The organism is Dyadobacter sp. HNCC25DJ187 (assembly GCF_056895255.1).
The window spans coordinates 1-13,649 of record NZ_JBXHAT010000002.1 but is presented as its reverse complement, the minus strand read 5'-3'; the positions used below and the strand labels follow the sequence as shown (position 1 = coordinate 13,649).

Annotated in this window: 16 protein-coding genes; 1 reads left to right on the top strand and 15 read right to left on the bottom strand. The window is 43.1% G+C overall.

The window, feature by feature from the left end; all coding sequences use genetic code 11:
* Positions 1–72: 72 nt before the first annotated feature.
* Positions 73–786, bottom strand: a complete 714-nt coding sequence (locus AC1XUE_RS11070; RefSeq protein WP_483356038.1) for a hypothetical protein — start codon at positions 784–786, stop codon at positions 73–75.
* 93 nt (positions 787–879) lie between these two features.
* Positions 880–1,674, bottom strand: a complete 795-nt coding sequence (locus tag AC1XUE_RS11065) for a DNA adenine methylase (protein WP_483356037.1) — start codon at positions 1,672–1,674, stop codon at positions 880–882.
* A gap of 124 nt (positions 1,675–1,798) precedes the next feature.
* On the opposite strand from AC1XUE_RS11065, the gene AC1XUE_RS11060 reads away from it, so the two are divergent.
* Positions 1,799–2,017 (top strand): hypothetical protein, encoded by a 219-nt coding sequence (locus AC1XUE_RS11060; RefSeq protein ID WP_483356036.1) that lies wholly within the window; start codon positions 1,799–1,801, stop codon positions 2,015–2,017.
* Between the two features lie 274 nt (positions 2,018–2,291).
* On the opposite strand, the gene AC1XUE_RS11055 is transcribed toward AC1XUE_RS11060, so the two are convergent.
* The 13 genes from AC1XUE_RS11055 to AC1XUE_RS10995 all read right to left on the bottom strand — a co-directional run bounded on the left by AC1XUE_RS11055 (position 2,292) and on the right by AC1XUE_RS10995 (position 13,547).
* Positions 2,292–2,912, bottom strand: coding sequence for a hypothetical protein (locus tag AC1XUE_RS11055; RefSeq protein ID WP_483356035.1), 621 nt, complete (start codon positions 2,910–2,912; stop codon positions 2,292–2,294).
* Between the two features lie 40 nt (positions 2,913–2,952).
* Complete coding sequence (locus AC1XUE_RS11050) at positions 2,953–4,392, bottom strand: hypothetical protein (RefSeq protein ID WP_483356034.1); 1,440 nt, start codon at positions 4,390–4,392, stop codon at positions 2,953–2,955.
* A complete protein-coding gene (locus tag AC1XUE_RS11045; protein ID WP_483356033.1) occupies positions 4,392–6,422 on the bottom strand; it encodes a DUF5977 domain-containing protein in 2,031 nt (676 codons plus the stop codon). The genes AC1XUE_RS11050 and AC1XUE_RS11045 overlap by 1 nt, the downstream gene beginning before the upstream one ends.
* Positions 6,419–7,009: a hypothetical protein gene (locus AC1XUE_RS11040; protein WP_483356032.1), complete on the bottom strand. Its 591-nt coding sequence runs from the start codon at positions 7,007–7,009 to the stop codon at positions 6,419–6,421. Before AC1XUE_RS11040 ends, AC1XUE_RS11045 begins: the two co-directional genes overlap by 4 nt.
* Positions 7,006–7,485, bottom strand: coding sequence for a hypothetical protein (locus AC1XUE_RS11035; protein WP_483356031.1), 480 nt, complete (start codon positions 7,483–7,485; stop codon positions 7,006–7,008). Before AC1XUE_RS11035 ends, AC1XUE_RS11040 begins: the two co-directional genes overlap by 4 nt.
* A 205-nt stretch (positions 7,486–7,690) precedes the next feature.
* Positions 7,691–8,995 carry a hypothetical protein gene (locus AC1XUE_RS11030; RefSeq protein ID WP_483356030.1) on the bottom strand — a complete coding sequence of 435 codons (1,305 nt, stop codon included), beginning with the start codon at positions 8,993–8,995 and terminating at the stop codon, positions 7,691–7,693.
* A gap of 5 nt (positions 8,996–9,000) precedes the next feature.
* Positions 9,001–9,306, bottom strand: coding sequence for a hypothetical protein (locus AC1XUE_RS11025; protein WP_483356029.1), 306 nt, complete (start codon positions 9,304–9,306; stop codon positions 9,001–9,003).
* A gap of 233 nt (positions 9,307–9,539) precedes the next feature.
* Positions 9,540–11,084, bottom strand: coding sequence for a terminase large subunit domain-containing protein (locus AC1XUE_RS11020; protein WP_483356028.1), 1,545 nt, complete (start codon positions 11,082–11,084; stop codon positions 9,540–9,542).
* A complete protein-coding gene (locus AC1XUE_RS11015) occupies positions 11,026–11,688 on the bottom strand; it encodes a hypothetical protein (RefSeq protein WP_483356027.1) in 663 nt (220 codons plus the stop codon). The genes AC1XUE_RS11020 and AC1XUE_RS11015 overlap by 59 nt, the downstream gene beginning before the upstream one ends.
* Positions 11,689–11,789: 101 nt before the next feature.
* Entirely contained in the window at positions 11,790–12,506 is a 717-nt protein-coding gene (locus AC1XUE_RS11010) for a hypothetical protein (protein WP_483356026.1), read from the bottom strand.
* A gap of 138 nt (positions 12,507–12,644) precedes the next feature.
* A complete protein-coding gene (locus tag AC1XUE_RS11005; protein WP_483356025.1) occupies positions 12,645–12,827 on the bottom strand; it encodes a hypothetical protein in 183 nt (60 codons plus the stop codon).
* A gap of 164 nt (positions 12,828–12,991) precedes the next feature.
* On the bottom strand, positions 12,992–13,261 hold the full coding sequence (locus AC1XUE_RS11000; RefSeq protein ID WP_483356024.1) for a hypothetical protein: 270 nt from the start codon (positions 13,259–13,261) through the stop codon (positions 12,992–12,994).
* 13 nt (positions 13,262–13,274) lie between these two features.
* Entirely contained in the window at positions 13,275–13,547 is a 273-nt protein-coding gene (locus tag AC1XUE_RS10995) for a hypothetical protein (RefSeq protein WP_483356023.1), read from the bottom strand.
* Between the last annotated feature and the right edge of the window lie 102 nt (positions 13,548–13,649).

Genomic DNA, 13,649 nt, shown 5'->3' with positions numbered 1-13,649 from the left:
TTTGCGTGGAAAGGACATGAAAAAGCCCTGTTAAAGTGGTTTAACAGGGCTTGTAATATTTTTTATTTGCATTTAAGAATCGAAACTTTTGATTGCGATATCTATTAATTTTTCCGCACTCATTTCGGTTAACTTTTTTGGGAATTCAGTTGCGAAGGTTGTTATGAACTTTTTTGACATAGTCATACCAGTTTTCATAATCTTTGAAACCAATCCAGATACTCTTTTCACAAACATGCTTTTTGTGGTAGACGGGAGGTCTTCAACAATCTCGTCACATTCTTTAAGCAGTTCTTTTACTTGGACACCATTGTTGAATAGCTCCTCATTATCATTGATAAAATGTTTGACCTGTTCCATTTGATCTGCCAAAAGAAACTGCCTCGGTATGTCAAACGGAGCATAGTGCCTATCTTCATCAACGATCTCAAAATCTTTAAAAAAGAAGTCACCATACTTTTTTGCGAATGGATCATCAAAGATAGTTGGTGTCTCAGCATATATTCTTAGGGTCTTAAACCATGCCGTCAGATTGGAGAGCAATTGTATTGCATCGACATTAATTACCTGCTGTCGGTTATTAGCTATACTTTGAGGTTTTAACTGAACTGAATACATTCCGTCTTCTGTCTGTTCAATCGCTCGAAAATAGAAGTTGGAGCTAGGATCGGAATCCTTAAAATAAAACACACTTCCATAGGAATAGTCTACTTCTATTAAATCCATGTTCTCTGCAGCAAGTGCTTGAACATTCGGAAGAATGTTCAATGGTATGTTCTTTTTCATTTAAGTGAGGGGATGCTAGTTAAGTGATTTTATCATTACTGGCTAAATCTACACAGATCATACGAATAAAGAAAAGCCCCTTACGGGGCGTAATCAGTAGTTCCAAGTCAGGCATTCGATCTTCTTTCGATTTTCTTTGCGTCTCCCGTCAACGGCAAGCGTTTTTTCGACATCCTCAGATTTCCATCCAAACTTATCTCTGTACTCCATCAGAAGCTCTTCCGGATACGAACTGAGCAGAAACTTGCCTTTCAGATTAACACAAGCATCCAATAATGCTCTGAAATCATCCATCTTGTAACCTGCGTAATGGCCTTGATTGGCTGAAACGTAGGGAGGATCAAGGTAGAAAAATGCGTCAGGTGAATCATAAGCTCTAATCACTTTAAGTACATCGTAGCATTCGATCGTCACTTTTTTGAGGCGGTCCTTATAGTCCTGAGTGAGATTCTGCTTCTTGTTAAACAACTTTAAGGCACACTTTCCGAGCCGGTCGTAACCAAAACCGCCGCCGATCATAGTGCCAAACGACATGTTTGTCTGCACCCAAACAGACCAGGCACATTCAATAGGGCTTGTCACTTCATCTGCCTGGCTAATGTAAAGCTCGTCAGATGCCTTGTGCTGTGCACGGGAATGAAAGGTTTCGTCAGCCTTCTGCAAAAAATCGTCGAAGTCATACTTCAGCACTTTATAGAAATTGATCAAGCGATGGTTAATGTCGTTAACAACTTCAGCCTGACTTGGCTTCTTTGCCCAGAATACTGCACCACCTCCAAAGAATGGTTCGATGTAAGTGTGGTGATCCGGGATTTTAGGAAGGATATGCTTCAGCATTTGTTGCTTACCTCCATAGTAGGAAATAGGCGTTTTCATTTCTCTTTTCATGGCTAATTTTTAAATGGGGTGCAAAAATTAGACATGGCACTTTTTTGCCAAAGGACAAAAATTTGTACCTTTCACCAAAGCAAAACACCAGCAGCGCCACTGGTTTAAAAACTGGCATTACATCATGGATAAAAATTTCGAAGACGGTATCGTCATCGCGAAGGAGCTATTTCAGGCTCTGGACGCGCGCGGCAAAAAATGGAAACAGCGACATGTGCCCATTTATGTTCGTAAAAACCTGTGGATTCCCTATTACACCACCGTAACCGAAGGTGTGACCAGGCTATTCGTGATACGACCACCTGATCCCCAGAACCCAAAAGTTCATTTCAGAGAATATTGAATGAAGAAAAAATTTAGGTTTGAGGCCGCTTCGGATACCGAAGCGGCCTTTATTTTTTGTGAGTATAATCCCTACATGCGTGCAAAGGTCATTACCTTCCGAACGCATAAAGAGATGGACTCCTATGTTACGTCTAACTTAACCATACAGGTTAGGAGACAGTTACCAATAATACTGGAGGTACTTGAAATCGATTCTAACGATAAAAATTTGATTATGATTAATCTTAAAAGGATGGCTGAGTGGTATTATTACACAGAGATGACAAAGTAGATTAGGGATTTCTGCTCTCGTTTTTCAACCTTATATCATTAGGAACCTGAATCCTAAAGTACCACAAAACGGTTCCAATAATAAACAACAGAATGCCAATAAAAACGCCGATAGCCTGAAAGAGTAGCAGAACAAATATATTGGACTCCTTAATAGCGATAGCTTCTTTTTTATAATCAATTTCAATATTCCGTCTATCAATCTCTAACTTCGATGATGCAAATTTTTCCAAGTGCTTTTTTATCTCTGCACCTTTCGAGCTTAAAAAATCGGTGGTGTATGGAAATAATCGGGATTGGAGCCTCTGTAGCTCTTCATCGCTCATGTCTGGTGAATATGCGCTTTTATATTTCGATAATAAGCCAGTTGAATCAGAGCTTTCTTCATCAATTTTACCTTCCAGTATCCTAAGTTCTTCGTTTATGGATGTAACTTCATCTAGGTCTTTTTTCAGTTGAAGGTTTAGCAATTTCGCATCTCTCTCAAAACTAATCTTTTCCAATCTATCTTGCTGTATCTTTGATTCAGGGTAAACTATCGAGAAAATCATTAAAACAAGACCGGAGAAGCATGAGAATTTGTAAAGATTATCGGACGGAATTTGAGGTAATAAGTCTGTCATTTCAGTTGGTCTACGGATTCGTTTAAATGTAGCCTTAACTTTAAACTTTTACAAGCAAACAATCACACTCCTTCATAATTGGCAACTCACTTGCCACATGTGCCAACATATAGTTTAATCCATTGTAATGAATCATCCTGCTGAAATTCAGCAATGCCAAATCCGTCTCGGTGAGCGTAAAGGATTTCTTCAGATAAAACATTCCGAGCCTCATTTCCTCTATGCGGTTCCAGCTGGTTTCTCCAATCCCATTTTCGCCAGTGATATAAAGGCTGATCCCATCCAGCTCTGGAAGTGCTGTGGGTAGACCTTCAATCAGACCATGCCAGAATAGAAGCCTTGGAGCTGTGTTTACACTGAGTTGATTGAACTGCTCAGTGACGCCTGTCTGTTTAGCGATCGGCAGTCCGGATGCATCATCGACAAGAAAGGTGGTGAGCTTCATCGGCACTTTTGCCAAGCCGACTGCAATGTTTCCAAGTACTGCATCGGCAGGTGTGACGTAGTCGGCCATCACTTCCGGTTTGTCCTTCATTAATGAATCTCCACCATCCAATTCGAACGTAAGCTGAATCCTGCGGTTGAACTCCTGGTACTTGTCGTGCCCTACAATCGCTTTGTCTGTCCAATCGGCTACGGGAGGCAACATAAGTTTTTGCTCCCAAAAATCAATATTGAGGTGCTTTCGAATAATGTCAAAGGTAAATTCCAGATTAGGAATTTTACGAAGCTCCATCAAAAAAGTCGGTACGGTCCATGCAGGAACGTGCCGGTTAATTATAACTGATTCGGATCCGTCCAGCGATCGCCAGTTGGTCAGTATCAGTTTTGACCAGGTCGGATGGCTCAGGTAATTACCACCGATGGTAATGCCAGTGGCAGCTGCTATCCTGGACAACAGAAAATTGACGAAAATAGCAGGTACGATAGGGCTGTCAACGTTGAACTCGGTCGATATCGCTCCGGGAGCAGTGTAATCATTCACAACGCCATTGTAGTCGATAACGGATCCGTTAGTTCCATAGTAATCCGGGTTCAGGATCGTGGGAAAACAGATAGCCGGATGATTATCTACCGCTATCATTACCGGTGCTGCAGGTGTAAAAGAAACGCTGCCAAGCTCCAGCTCGGTTAGTACAATGTTCTGCTTATCGCCAAAGAAGCGGGAAAGATCATCACCTACTTCGAGTGTGTAACCAGTCAGAGGATTGGCATTCTTCACATAAGCGACACCTCGGTACACCAAGGCGCCATTATACAGTATTTCACAGTCATAGCTGCGCAGGTCATTACCGGCCTGTGGCATCTCTGCATACTTGAAAATACGCTGATTCCTGAGCGAAAACGGAATGTTAGGAATACTTGCTATAGAATCCGGAACGGTTTCATAGGTCAAATGAGGGTTGATCAAATTAATGGGAATCTTTACTTCCTCACTCAGATCAACACTCTCTCCATCAATTCTTACGTCGGTATACATTAAAGTACTGTCAGTTTAATAAGAAATTTATCTCCGGATGATGGTTCGTACAAGCCGTTAAACCCATCGAACATGTAAGATCCATTCGTTCCGGAAGACGGGATAATAAGAACCTCGGATTTAACCAGTGTGCCATTCCGGAACACTTCGATCCGGATGTTTTGTCCGGACGACCCATAAATGTCGTAATACCATCCAATCTCTGCAGGAAAATCAAGATCGTTACTTGCAACAGGGAAAATATACGGCTCGCTGCGGCCTTGTAGCGCCTGAATGTTGCCTTTGTTCATTCCGGGTTGAACCAATTGGAATACACCAATTCTATTTGGAAGATTGGTACGATAGTGAAAATGGCCAGCAGGGACACTCCAAGAATAGTTTTGAGCTACCGCGCACGTACCGAATTGATTAGCATATTCCTGAGTATTACGTCTGTTGTACTCAGCTTCTGCAAGCACATCGCTGTTGCCTGCCTTTTCTCCACCGTAAGTCCCTACAGGGATCGTGATCACCGCCTCCATACCATCTTCTCCTGGTGCGCAATTCTTCCGGATGAATGTTCCTTTTCTGGAAATGGCTGCGCTCGGGAACGGCGTTGTCCCTTTTATAACAGTCGGATCTGGCGATGGAGCGAGGTAATCTTTGTCACCTTCCACGTTTGCCTTTTGAGTGAGTGGTACCACATCGGCTCCATTGTCGGTGTAGTACTTCCGGAGTGCAGCAGCTTTCACAAGACCAGTCCTTTTGCCGAAACCATCCAGTACATGCACATTACCCACACCGCGCCAAGCGGTGGTACGTGCCGGTAGCGCAGCAGTGGGTGCGAGACGGCTGTAGTTGGTATCTGAATAAGTTCTCCGGAACTGGAAAGTTCGCTCTGTCAAACCGGCGTCATCGTCACGGTAGGCGATGTTGCCGGTAATCAGGTTGACAACTTCATAGCCGTAAGGAGTATCTTCCAGAATACATTCAGAAAGCAGTAGCTCGCGCAAATAATCTGTGTATTCAACCTGATTGCTTTCAAATAATCCAGTACTGACCTGAATTCCTGAATTCTCCTTCATAGATATGATAGCCAATTCCGAAAAATCCAGTCCTTTGCCTGCTTCGCGCTCCTTAACGGCGGTAGATTTTGTAACGTCACTTTCTTCCTGGGATTTCCCGAGCAAACGCAACGTGTCAAACCCTCCAAAACTGTTTGCAAAAAGCATGAAACGCTCAAATCGATGTTTGCGCCTGTCAATTTCATAAGTTCTCACTTCTGAGAAACGGAGATCGTTTTCGTCACTAAGCCAAACCTCGTATTTGAGTACTTCCGAGTTTGTTAAACCCAAAGGGACTGGCCCGACTGGTGAACATACAATCTGATATGCACTTCCTGCCTGCAATACATTTTTCGTCTCTACTGATCGCGTACCATTTCTCATGGTGGTGCGGACCCGAAGTTTTATTTGTGTGGGCATTGGAGATATATTCAACAAGAAATACAGGTATTCCTCTTGCAAGGGCCCAATCAATTTCTCGTTGTTTTGCCAAGTCAGAAACTTCATTTTCCCCGGTTGAAAACGAGAGAAAAAACGGTGTTCGTAGCTTACGAAGTCGCGAAGAGCAAGCCCGCAGCGCATGGCTACACGGCTTTTCAACTGCTGATCCCTAATGCCAGGCTCAATTAATTCTCTGAGTTGGTAAGGTGTGGTTAGACTGGCCACGATGTAAGGGCTAATTTGCCCTTTTTCCGGTGGAGTAAGGGTTAATTCACCTGCCAGAAGTGCCTCGATACGAAATGCACATCCTTCATAGATCTCCGCACCATCACTGATTTTAACTGGTTTCTCACGTCCTTCAAGCCTGATCAGGTTTCGCATGGTAGTTGCTTCGGAATATTCCGGAACGTCTACGTCCAGATAATACCTGATTCCGGATCGGATCGGATAAATGGCAGGATCAGCAGCTGGTACAATGTGCTGCACTTCATTTCGGACCATGTCCACATCCAACCAGGACATATCAGTTTTAACAAAATCAATCATTGTCTGTCTTTAAGAGCCTTTGCTATTGTATTTAATGTTGCTTTGGCAGCAGCTGCCTGTATATTCTTTTCAATTTCCCCGTAGAAATCACGCATGTAGTTTTTGATATACCAGCCTTTTCCCTTGCGCATAATAATCGGCTGATTAAGCCGTGATTTGGCAATTGCCCATGCGATACGCCAAGCCATGTAGTCTTTTTCCATTGGGCCGCGTCTATGCTTTTGCTGGAAATCCGTGAACATGTTATGCTTAGCTTTATTACTTCCGGTTCCGTCGATAATTTTATCAGCAAACTCTTTCATAGCCCAAACAGATGCGCGTTTGGTATAAGTCATCGTCTTCATGTCGTTAAAGCGCCCATACATCTCAAACTGCATAGCCACTTCAGTCATCCAGGAATTGTTATTTTGACGAACCTCGCGGATCAGGGATCCTTTCAGTTTTCCGGTAAGCTCCAAGCCTTCGTCTTCAAGCTTGTTTTTCAAATCCTGAATCCCACGATTAGAAATCTCATTGGTAATCTGACCAACAACAAACCAAATCGTGTCGTAATCAATGTCGTTATTCCATGATAGCAGCTCACTCATACGCCAATCAGACTATTTGTACTCGTTATCAACGTGATGATTACATATTGCCCGACACAGTTGTCAGTACCATATTCGAATGGAGCCATTTTGTAGCTCAATTTTTCAATACGAAACATTCCTGCTTTACTGTCTCTGCGCAGGCAACGAATAAATCTCCAGGCAGCCAGCTGTGCCGCTTTGTAATTAGCCAGCATTTCTGCATTGCTGTCGTTACCAGGGTATAAAAGAGCAAAAGCAATGTCCTGTCGCGCTTCAAAATCATGCATACCATTATCGTCTCCAGATACCATTGGCATCAGCATTGCCATTGCCGGATAGGCAAAGGCATCCGTTCTGGCTTCAGCATCGAAACGTTGCATACTAAATGGATCATTTCCTGTTTCGAGAATGTAGGTATTTATCTCATGGTCTTCTGCCACGAGGTTGGCAAAGTAGCCTTCCAGGCTAACAATGTCAGAGGAGAGTAGCTGCATGATTATATTATTCCCCAGTAAGCGTCCCAGATCCACGTCAGCTTAAACCAGCCAGCTCGCAGCGACTTCTTTCGCCAAGCGTACGGGAGACAACGGCAAAGTGTAAGCGGGCTAATTATTACAAAAATTAGAAATTTGATGACCACGACGGTCAGCTCTCCAAGGAATCGGAATAAGGCTATCAGAATTAAAAAAAGTTGTTTCTTCATTGTGCGTTAGAGGTTGCAGGTTGTTTTCCTGTTGGATTCTCGTCCAACGTAGTCATTTCAATGTCAGTAAACTGGTAGCTCATTTCTTCCAGATCGTATCCCATTACCTCCAAAGCCTGATCAAGTCCTTTTTTCAAAAGCCTGCGGTAGCTGGGTGTCATGTACCGAACCTGAAACATCACCGAATGCATTAATTCACTTCCGGATCCGCCAAGTTTATCACCTTCGGCGATGCCGGCCAAGGAAGGAAGTATACCGTGTCCCTGAGCCTGCTTTACACCGGCCTGTTTGATCAGGTTCATGTAGGCATCATCCGTCATTTTGTTTTCGATCGGTGTCACCTTGATCAGTCTACGTTCTTTACCAGCTTCACCCATCAAGTTGCCAATCAGCACAAGAGCTTTGTCTGCGTTCTTCACACCGGATAGATAATCGTCCATTTTGTTCATGAACTCATCCTTCCGCGCTTCGACTTTTTCCAGAATAGCCGGATCATTAATGTCCTCGTGATCCATCAGGAAATAACTCTCATCGATCTCAATGAGCAGCTTCAGATTATAGCCATTGATTAATCCGGAAAGGTGGTATTCAGGTGTGAGGTTGTCGACCTTTGTCCAAGTCTTGGTTCCCCACCAAAGCCCCTGAGTATAGAAATCAGAACCGATCTGCTGTTTTTTCAGAACCATAATTGATTCCAGATGCGCTTCAGGATCCTTAATATTAAAAATGGGGACAGCGACGATATCCTCGGGCTTTGGAGTCTTATCTGTACCGAATAGCGGGCTGATCAGAACGTGCGTTAACGGCTGTCCTTTCTTCGGCTTTTGAAATCTTACTTTATTTGGCTGGATCGTTTCAAGCGCAACAGTGCCATCATCCAAAATGGAAAACCGGATGAATGCGATCTCTGCAAAAGCCAGGCTTAGCGCGGCAAGCTCCAGATACTTCGAGAAGATTTCCTCTCTACGAAACCAGCGTCCAAGGTCAGGATCCTTTACCAACTTTCGAACTTCTTTGCCTTCCTCATTGATATCAACCGACATCAATTTTACGTCAGCGCCCAGGATGAATTCTTTCGCCTGATCCATTAAACGAGGCTTAGTAGGAGAGTTCCACACAAGTCTCAGCATCTCGACAGCTGCATTGTCATTTGTTCCCCACTTCACCCAGTCTTTCGGCCCAGGAGTGCCACGCGAGTCAAGGCTGGTTTCACCAGTTACCGCATCAAGTGTTGGTGTTACGATCACACTGGAGTTCGCTTTGCCCAGGTGATACAAGTTTTTCTCTATCCTTCTTACCATTCTCCTCAGTAATTTTTATGTTCAATCTTCATCCACTCCTTCGCATTTGGCAGTTTAATAGCCAATATCAATCGATTCCGAAGTGTGAACGCCTGGTTCTTATCTCGATCGTCAAGTAACACTGAGCCTTTCTCAATGATGTCGTAGCGAAGTTTTCCTTTTGTGCTTTTGCCATCAAATCGTTTCGATGATTTGGAGCAATTGTTTTTGATGCCAAAAGTTCCGTCTGTCTTTCGGTACTTCAGAGCAAAGCCACTGTTACCGGGATCGTGCAGTAACCTCCAAAAAGTTTCAATTGAAATAATTTCCATGTTCAAAGATTGCACGTCCCAAAACGGTCAAAAAGGACAGAAAAAGTCTTCCAATTTCTGTTTTTTGCTTTCCTCTCACAGTGAGACGGTTGGCGTCCCAAACTTCTCACAAACGCCTTTCTAATTCCAATGGTCTGCCTCCCAATGCGGCACCCTTTCCATTTCCGGTAATTACCGAGAACCAAAAATCGGGATATCTGAAAGGCCGATGCCCAAATCCGGGGTGACCTCCGTCACCTCCGGCTACCTCCGATCCATCGGATCTCTCGGATCAGCGAAGTCTGAGGTTTGGTGTTCGAATACTTGTAGTACAAGATGTAATCGAAACAGTCAGACAGGTGAGTTGCATATTCTTGTTGCATCGAAGTTCCTTCAGCTGACTTGTTCTTCTTCATGTCTGATCTGATTGGTGAGTTCTGTATTGAGATGATCAAAGCTTTGCAAGTGTTCTGATTAATTCGCACACGAGGTAGGTTGGTTGTGCTCTCAGCTAAGATTCGATCGATCAATGAGAATCTATCTTTATGCTGTGGGTTGAACTTGAGCACACATAATTTAACCTTCCATCCCAGACCACGCAGCTCATCAGCTACCTGCTGAAAGAAGGTGTCATTACTTCCAGCACTATTACTATCACCACTGGCATCACCATACAGGATGATTTCCTTTTTTACATGGTCAGAGTAGTGCTCATGTATGGCTATACCTAACGTCTGGGACAAAGTCTTTTTATCCTTGGCCTGCTTGACGTAGATGTTATTGATGACCTTCAGTGTCTTTGCCGCTTCCTGACAAATGATGGAGGAGCATATATAATTATTGAAGTCGCAGCTTATTTCAAGCGGTTTATTTACCTCATAATCCGAGAACGTCGGCAACCAAAGACCATCGTCATTTTGATTGTAGGAAAATGTATCGGTGGTACAATGCTTGTGCTCCTCAAAACTTGGGTAATAGCAATTCGGTAATTTGGCCAGCCTTTCGTTCAACACTTCGACCCTGAAAACAAGAGGAGCAAGCGTCTCCTCTAAGTTTTTTACATACTGCGGATGTAGCGTCGGATTGTCGTAAGCAGTCCCCTCGATAAAGAAGTACTTGGATGCATCCTTCTTTTGAAGTTCTTCAGTATTGAAAACCCATTGTCCCTCTTGTGTCCAGGGATTAGATGTAAAATCGTAAAACGAGTTGTGAAGTGGGGAATCTTTAAACCGCCACGTGTTGGCCCGGTATAAAGTAGCCATCAGGATTTTTTGTACCCAATCGCTTTTAAAAAGTGCCGACTCGTCGATAAAGCCCCCGTCAAAATTATGGCCCCGGTTTGAATCAGGCTTTTCAAAACTCAGGAGTTGTACACAAAATCCGGAATCGAACGTGATGGAACGCTCGTAGGACTTTGGTGCTTTATATGGCCGCGGCCAGTCAGCCGGTGGCTCTTTGAAAAGTACGTAATTACCGAAAGGATTCACCTTTTCGTGATACTCATACCACCCCATGGAATTCCAGGCATCAGCAGCATCCGTCAGGACGATGTCCAGGATCTGCTTGAAGGTCCGACCGGCAAGGAAGAACTTTGCCCGAGGCAACATCTTTGCGATGTAGCCAATGGAAACCAACAAAATATAAGTTTTCCCAAACGCACGGCCAGCCAACAACGTCTTGCGCTTTGCCTTGCTATTCAGGAATAATTTCTGCTTTGCAGATGTGAAAACTACATTTGCCTTATGCGCCAGCTGTCTCAGCCTGGTCTTCCTCAGTCTCTCTTCCGTTTCCTGTAACATCCTCGTAGCTTCCGTCCTCTATCTCACGCAAAAGGTCAAGTGCATCCAGATCATCCGTGAAAATGATGTTCGGGCTTGCTTTAAATTTATTGGGGTTTTCCACTTTGTCTTTTTCCAGCAACCCGCGGATCTTGGCGGCTTTCATCTGGACATTTGCTGACTTCTCCAGCAGCGCTCCGGATTCCTTCAAAACTTCAGGATCCGTTTTGGTGTGGATGGTTCCATCCCTGCTTTCAAAGGTTGCGGTGCCTTCTTCCACAATTTTATAGGCGAGATTCTCAAGTTTTAATGCCATCTCTTCCAGGCGAGTAGCATAGATGTACCGCTGGGCGACTTTCTTACTGTTGCCGACATCCAAGGCTCCAAAAATTTCCTGAGCTCCATTTACGACGTTGTAGGCCTGACTTTGCTTCAGGCCACCTAGCGGATCAGGAACATTCATGAGCAGCTCCACAGTCTGTCGTTCGCTTTTTCCGTCGAGAAGCTGAGTAAAGGCAAAGAAGTACCGATCGAAAAGGATTTTGTCCTTAACGGTTAGATCGGCCCCCATTTGAATGTGATCTCGGTATTTCTGAAGTTTATCCTCTTTTACAATTAACTGCATACCTTTTCATCTTACTTTTTGCAAGATTACTTGGTGTAGGCGTTCGTAAAAAGGACACAAAAAAAGCTCTAACGAGAGCTTCAGAAGATAATTATCAATTGTTATTGTTCTAGTAACTTGTTTAGATATTTTCGACTGGCATCTTGAAATTCCTGAATAGGCTGTCTGATTGTCGGAAGTTTAGCTAAATATTGCTCACTAAAACGGTCCTTTAAATCCAGTTGCCTGTTTCTAATCTTTGTGATTTCCGCCTTATCGGTTTCTTTGTCTAATTTTGCAACTTCCATATTCCAATGCATGGTTTCATATATGAAGCTTGTCGCGTTTGCCGTGAAATGTTCAAGTAATATCAATCTAAGATTGATGCTCATTCGTTTCAACTCAAAATCATCAATAAAAAGGTCAAGTTTTGCTTGACAATTCATAAGTTCAACATGAGCAATTTTAATTTTGCGGTTGTACAATTCGAGTTCTTCGTTACTTTGCCAGTCATGGCCCATTAAGCCGCCGTCCGTAATTAAATTAAACCATTGGAAAAACTGTACATGGTATGAGACTATAGCAGATCTCTCTTCACCGGCAATCCCTAATTTTACGCCATTAAGTACTTGGAGGCCTGCCTTTAACTTTTCAGAGCTGGATGAGAAATCATACTTTACCGACTCAACGAGTTTGGTTATTTCCGATATATCCTCTTTTGTAGCTAAGTTTTCCCCCTTTTTCTTGAAATAGGAAGGGAAGAAGTCTTTTACAAAAAAACCACTCAAAAAACCAATAAGGACTGCAGTCGTCGTAATAAGTATCTCTGTCGTTTCCATATGTAGAATTCCATAATGAAGTTAAATAGGAGAACAGCACCTTGGCGAACCATTCTCCTAGTCAGTGCGTACCGGTTACCAATTTTTGATTGCCAAGATTATCTCTCAATCAGATGCCGGCTCAGCAGCGTTTATGTTTTATCTCAGAAATTTCACAAAGCCAAATGCACACATTGCCATCGTGATCACACTTGTGACAAGCGTTACACGCAATGCTTTAAAGAGTAAAATAGATGAATCTCTGTCGGCCTTCATCATCATCACATATAGGATAAGATTGGCCACTACCCACAAAATGATCATTGGTAATCGTTTGGACATTATGCTCGCTGTTAAGAGCACAAAGGTATTTAATTATCAATAGAATACCGTCTTACACCTATTGCACACGCCCATTCTCATATCAAAAATATTTCCGCAGTGAGGGCAAGTCCACCAAACTTCATGGTTGAAATGTTTTGATAATTTGTACATCATGACCACTATTATAAATCTCCAGTATTAGCAAATTTGATAAGAGATGGAAGTAAATCTATTACCATTTGTCTGGTAAGATGCATTCTGGTGCTAATAAGCACACCCTCCGGTACTTCGAAAGGTACCCATCCTTCGTGGGATAGAATTTTTGGATCAGCTTTATCAATGCCCAGCCAAATACAGTCTTCCAAGGCAAGACTTGATTTTTGTATTGAACATTTAGCTCCATACTTGTCGGTAAATTCTTGGAATTCAAATCCTCGCTCATTTCTGTTCATGGGTTCGACTCTGTTAAAGTGTTGGTTTCAATTGTTGCCATGCGTCGAGCTTTGCTTGATATATTTCAGCAGGTGTGACATATTCAAGCTGCTTACCAGATAAATATGAAGCTCTATGCTCATAAGCCGTATTCTGGTATTCGCGTTGGCTAAATACTTCGAGGTACTTTATTTTCCCTAGAGGGCAGTATTTGACCTCAATCAGATATCTAATTTCGCCTTCGAGGGAAATTGTCGGTTGAACCAATATTGAAACTCGTGTTCCGTCTGCTCTTTTTATGATCATGATGATAACTCGATTAAAGTTTACAATTCAGTGAATAGGGAACCTTGTACAACTTCGGTGATCGGCGGGAGTTGGACCGGTGTCGACAGATAGCCTCCCCAT

What these genes read in the sequence shown, in the direction of transcription:
- AC1XUE_RS11070 (WP_483356038.1), bottom strand. Translation starts at nt 786, where the DNA reads ATGAAAAAGAACATACCATTGAACATTCTTCCGAATGTTCAAGCACTT.
- AC1XUE_RS11065 (WP_483356037.1), bottom strand. Translation starts at nt 1,674, where the DNA reads ATGAAAAGAGAAATGAAAACGCCTATTTCCTACTATGGAGGTAAGCAA.
- AC1XUE_RS11060 (WP_483356036.1), top strand. Translation starts at nt 1,799, where the DNA reads ATGGATAAAAATTTCGAAGACGGTATCGTCATCGCGAAGGAGCTATTT.
- AC1XUE_RS11055 (WP_483356035.1), bottom strand. Translation starts at nt 2,912, where the DNA reads ATGACAGACTTATTACCTCAAATTCCGTCCGATAATCTTTACAAATTC.
- AC1XUE_RS11050 (WP_483356034.1), bottom strand. Translation starts at nt 4,392, where the DNA reads ATGTATACCGACGTAAGAATTGATGGAGAGAGTGTTGATCTGAGTGAG.
- AC1XUE_RS11045 (WP_483356033.1), bottom strand. Translation starts at nt 6,422, where the DNA reads ATGATTGATTTTGTTAAAACTGATATGTCCTGGTTGGATGTGGACATG.
- AC1XUE_RS11040 (WP_483356032.1), bottom strand. Translation starts at nt 7,009, where the DNA reads ATGAGTGAGCTGCTATCATGGAATAACGACATTGATTACGACACGATT.
- AC1XUE_RS11035 (WP_483356031.1), bottom strand. Translation starts at nt 7,485, where the DNA reads ATGCAGCTACTCTCCTCTGACATTGTTAGCCTGGAAGGCTACTTTGCC.
- AC1XUE_RS11030 (WP_483356030.1), bottom strand. Translation starts at nt 8,995, where the DNA reads ATGGTAAGAAGGATAGAGAAAAACTTGTATCACCTGGGCAAAGCGAAC.
- AC1XUE_RS11025 (WP_483356029.1), bottom strand. Translation starts at nt 9,306, where the DNA reads ATGGAAATTATTTCAATTGAAACTTTTTGGAGGTTACTGCACGATCCC.
- AC1XUE_RS11020 (WP_483356028.1), bottom strand. Translation starts at nt 11,084, where the DNA reads ATGTTACAGGAAACGGAAGAGAGACTGAGGAAGACCAGGCTGAGACAG.
- AC1XUE_RS11015 (WP_483356027.1), bottom strand. Translation starts at nt 11,688, where the DNA reads ATGCAGTTAATTGTAAAAGAGGATAAACTTCAGAAATACCGAGATCAC.
- AC1XUE_RS11010 (WP_483356026.1), bottom strand. Translation starts at nt 12,506, where the DNA reads ATGGAAACGACAGAGATACTTATTACGACGACTGCAGTCCTTATTGGT.
- AC1XUE_RS11005 (WP_483356025.1), bottom strand. Translation starts at nt 12,827, where the DNA reads ATGTCCAAACGATTACCAATGATCATTTTGTGGGTAGTGGCCAATCTT.
- AC1XUE_RS11000 (WP_483356024.1), bottom strand. Translation starts at nt 13,261, where the DNA reads ATGAACAGAAATGAGCGAGGATTTGAATTCCAAGAATTTACCGACAAG.
- AC1XUE_RS10995 (WP_483356023.1), bottom strand. Translation starts at nt 13,547, where the DNA reads ATGATCATAAAAAGAGCAGACGGAACACGAGTTTCAATATTGGTTCAA.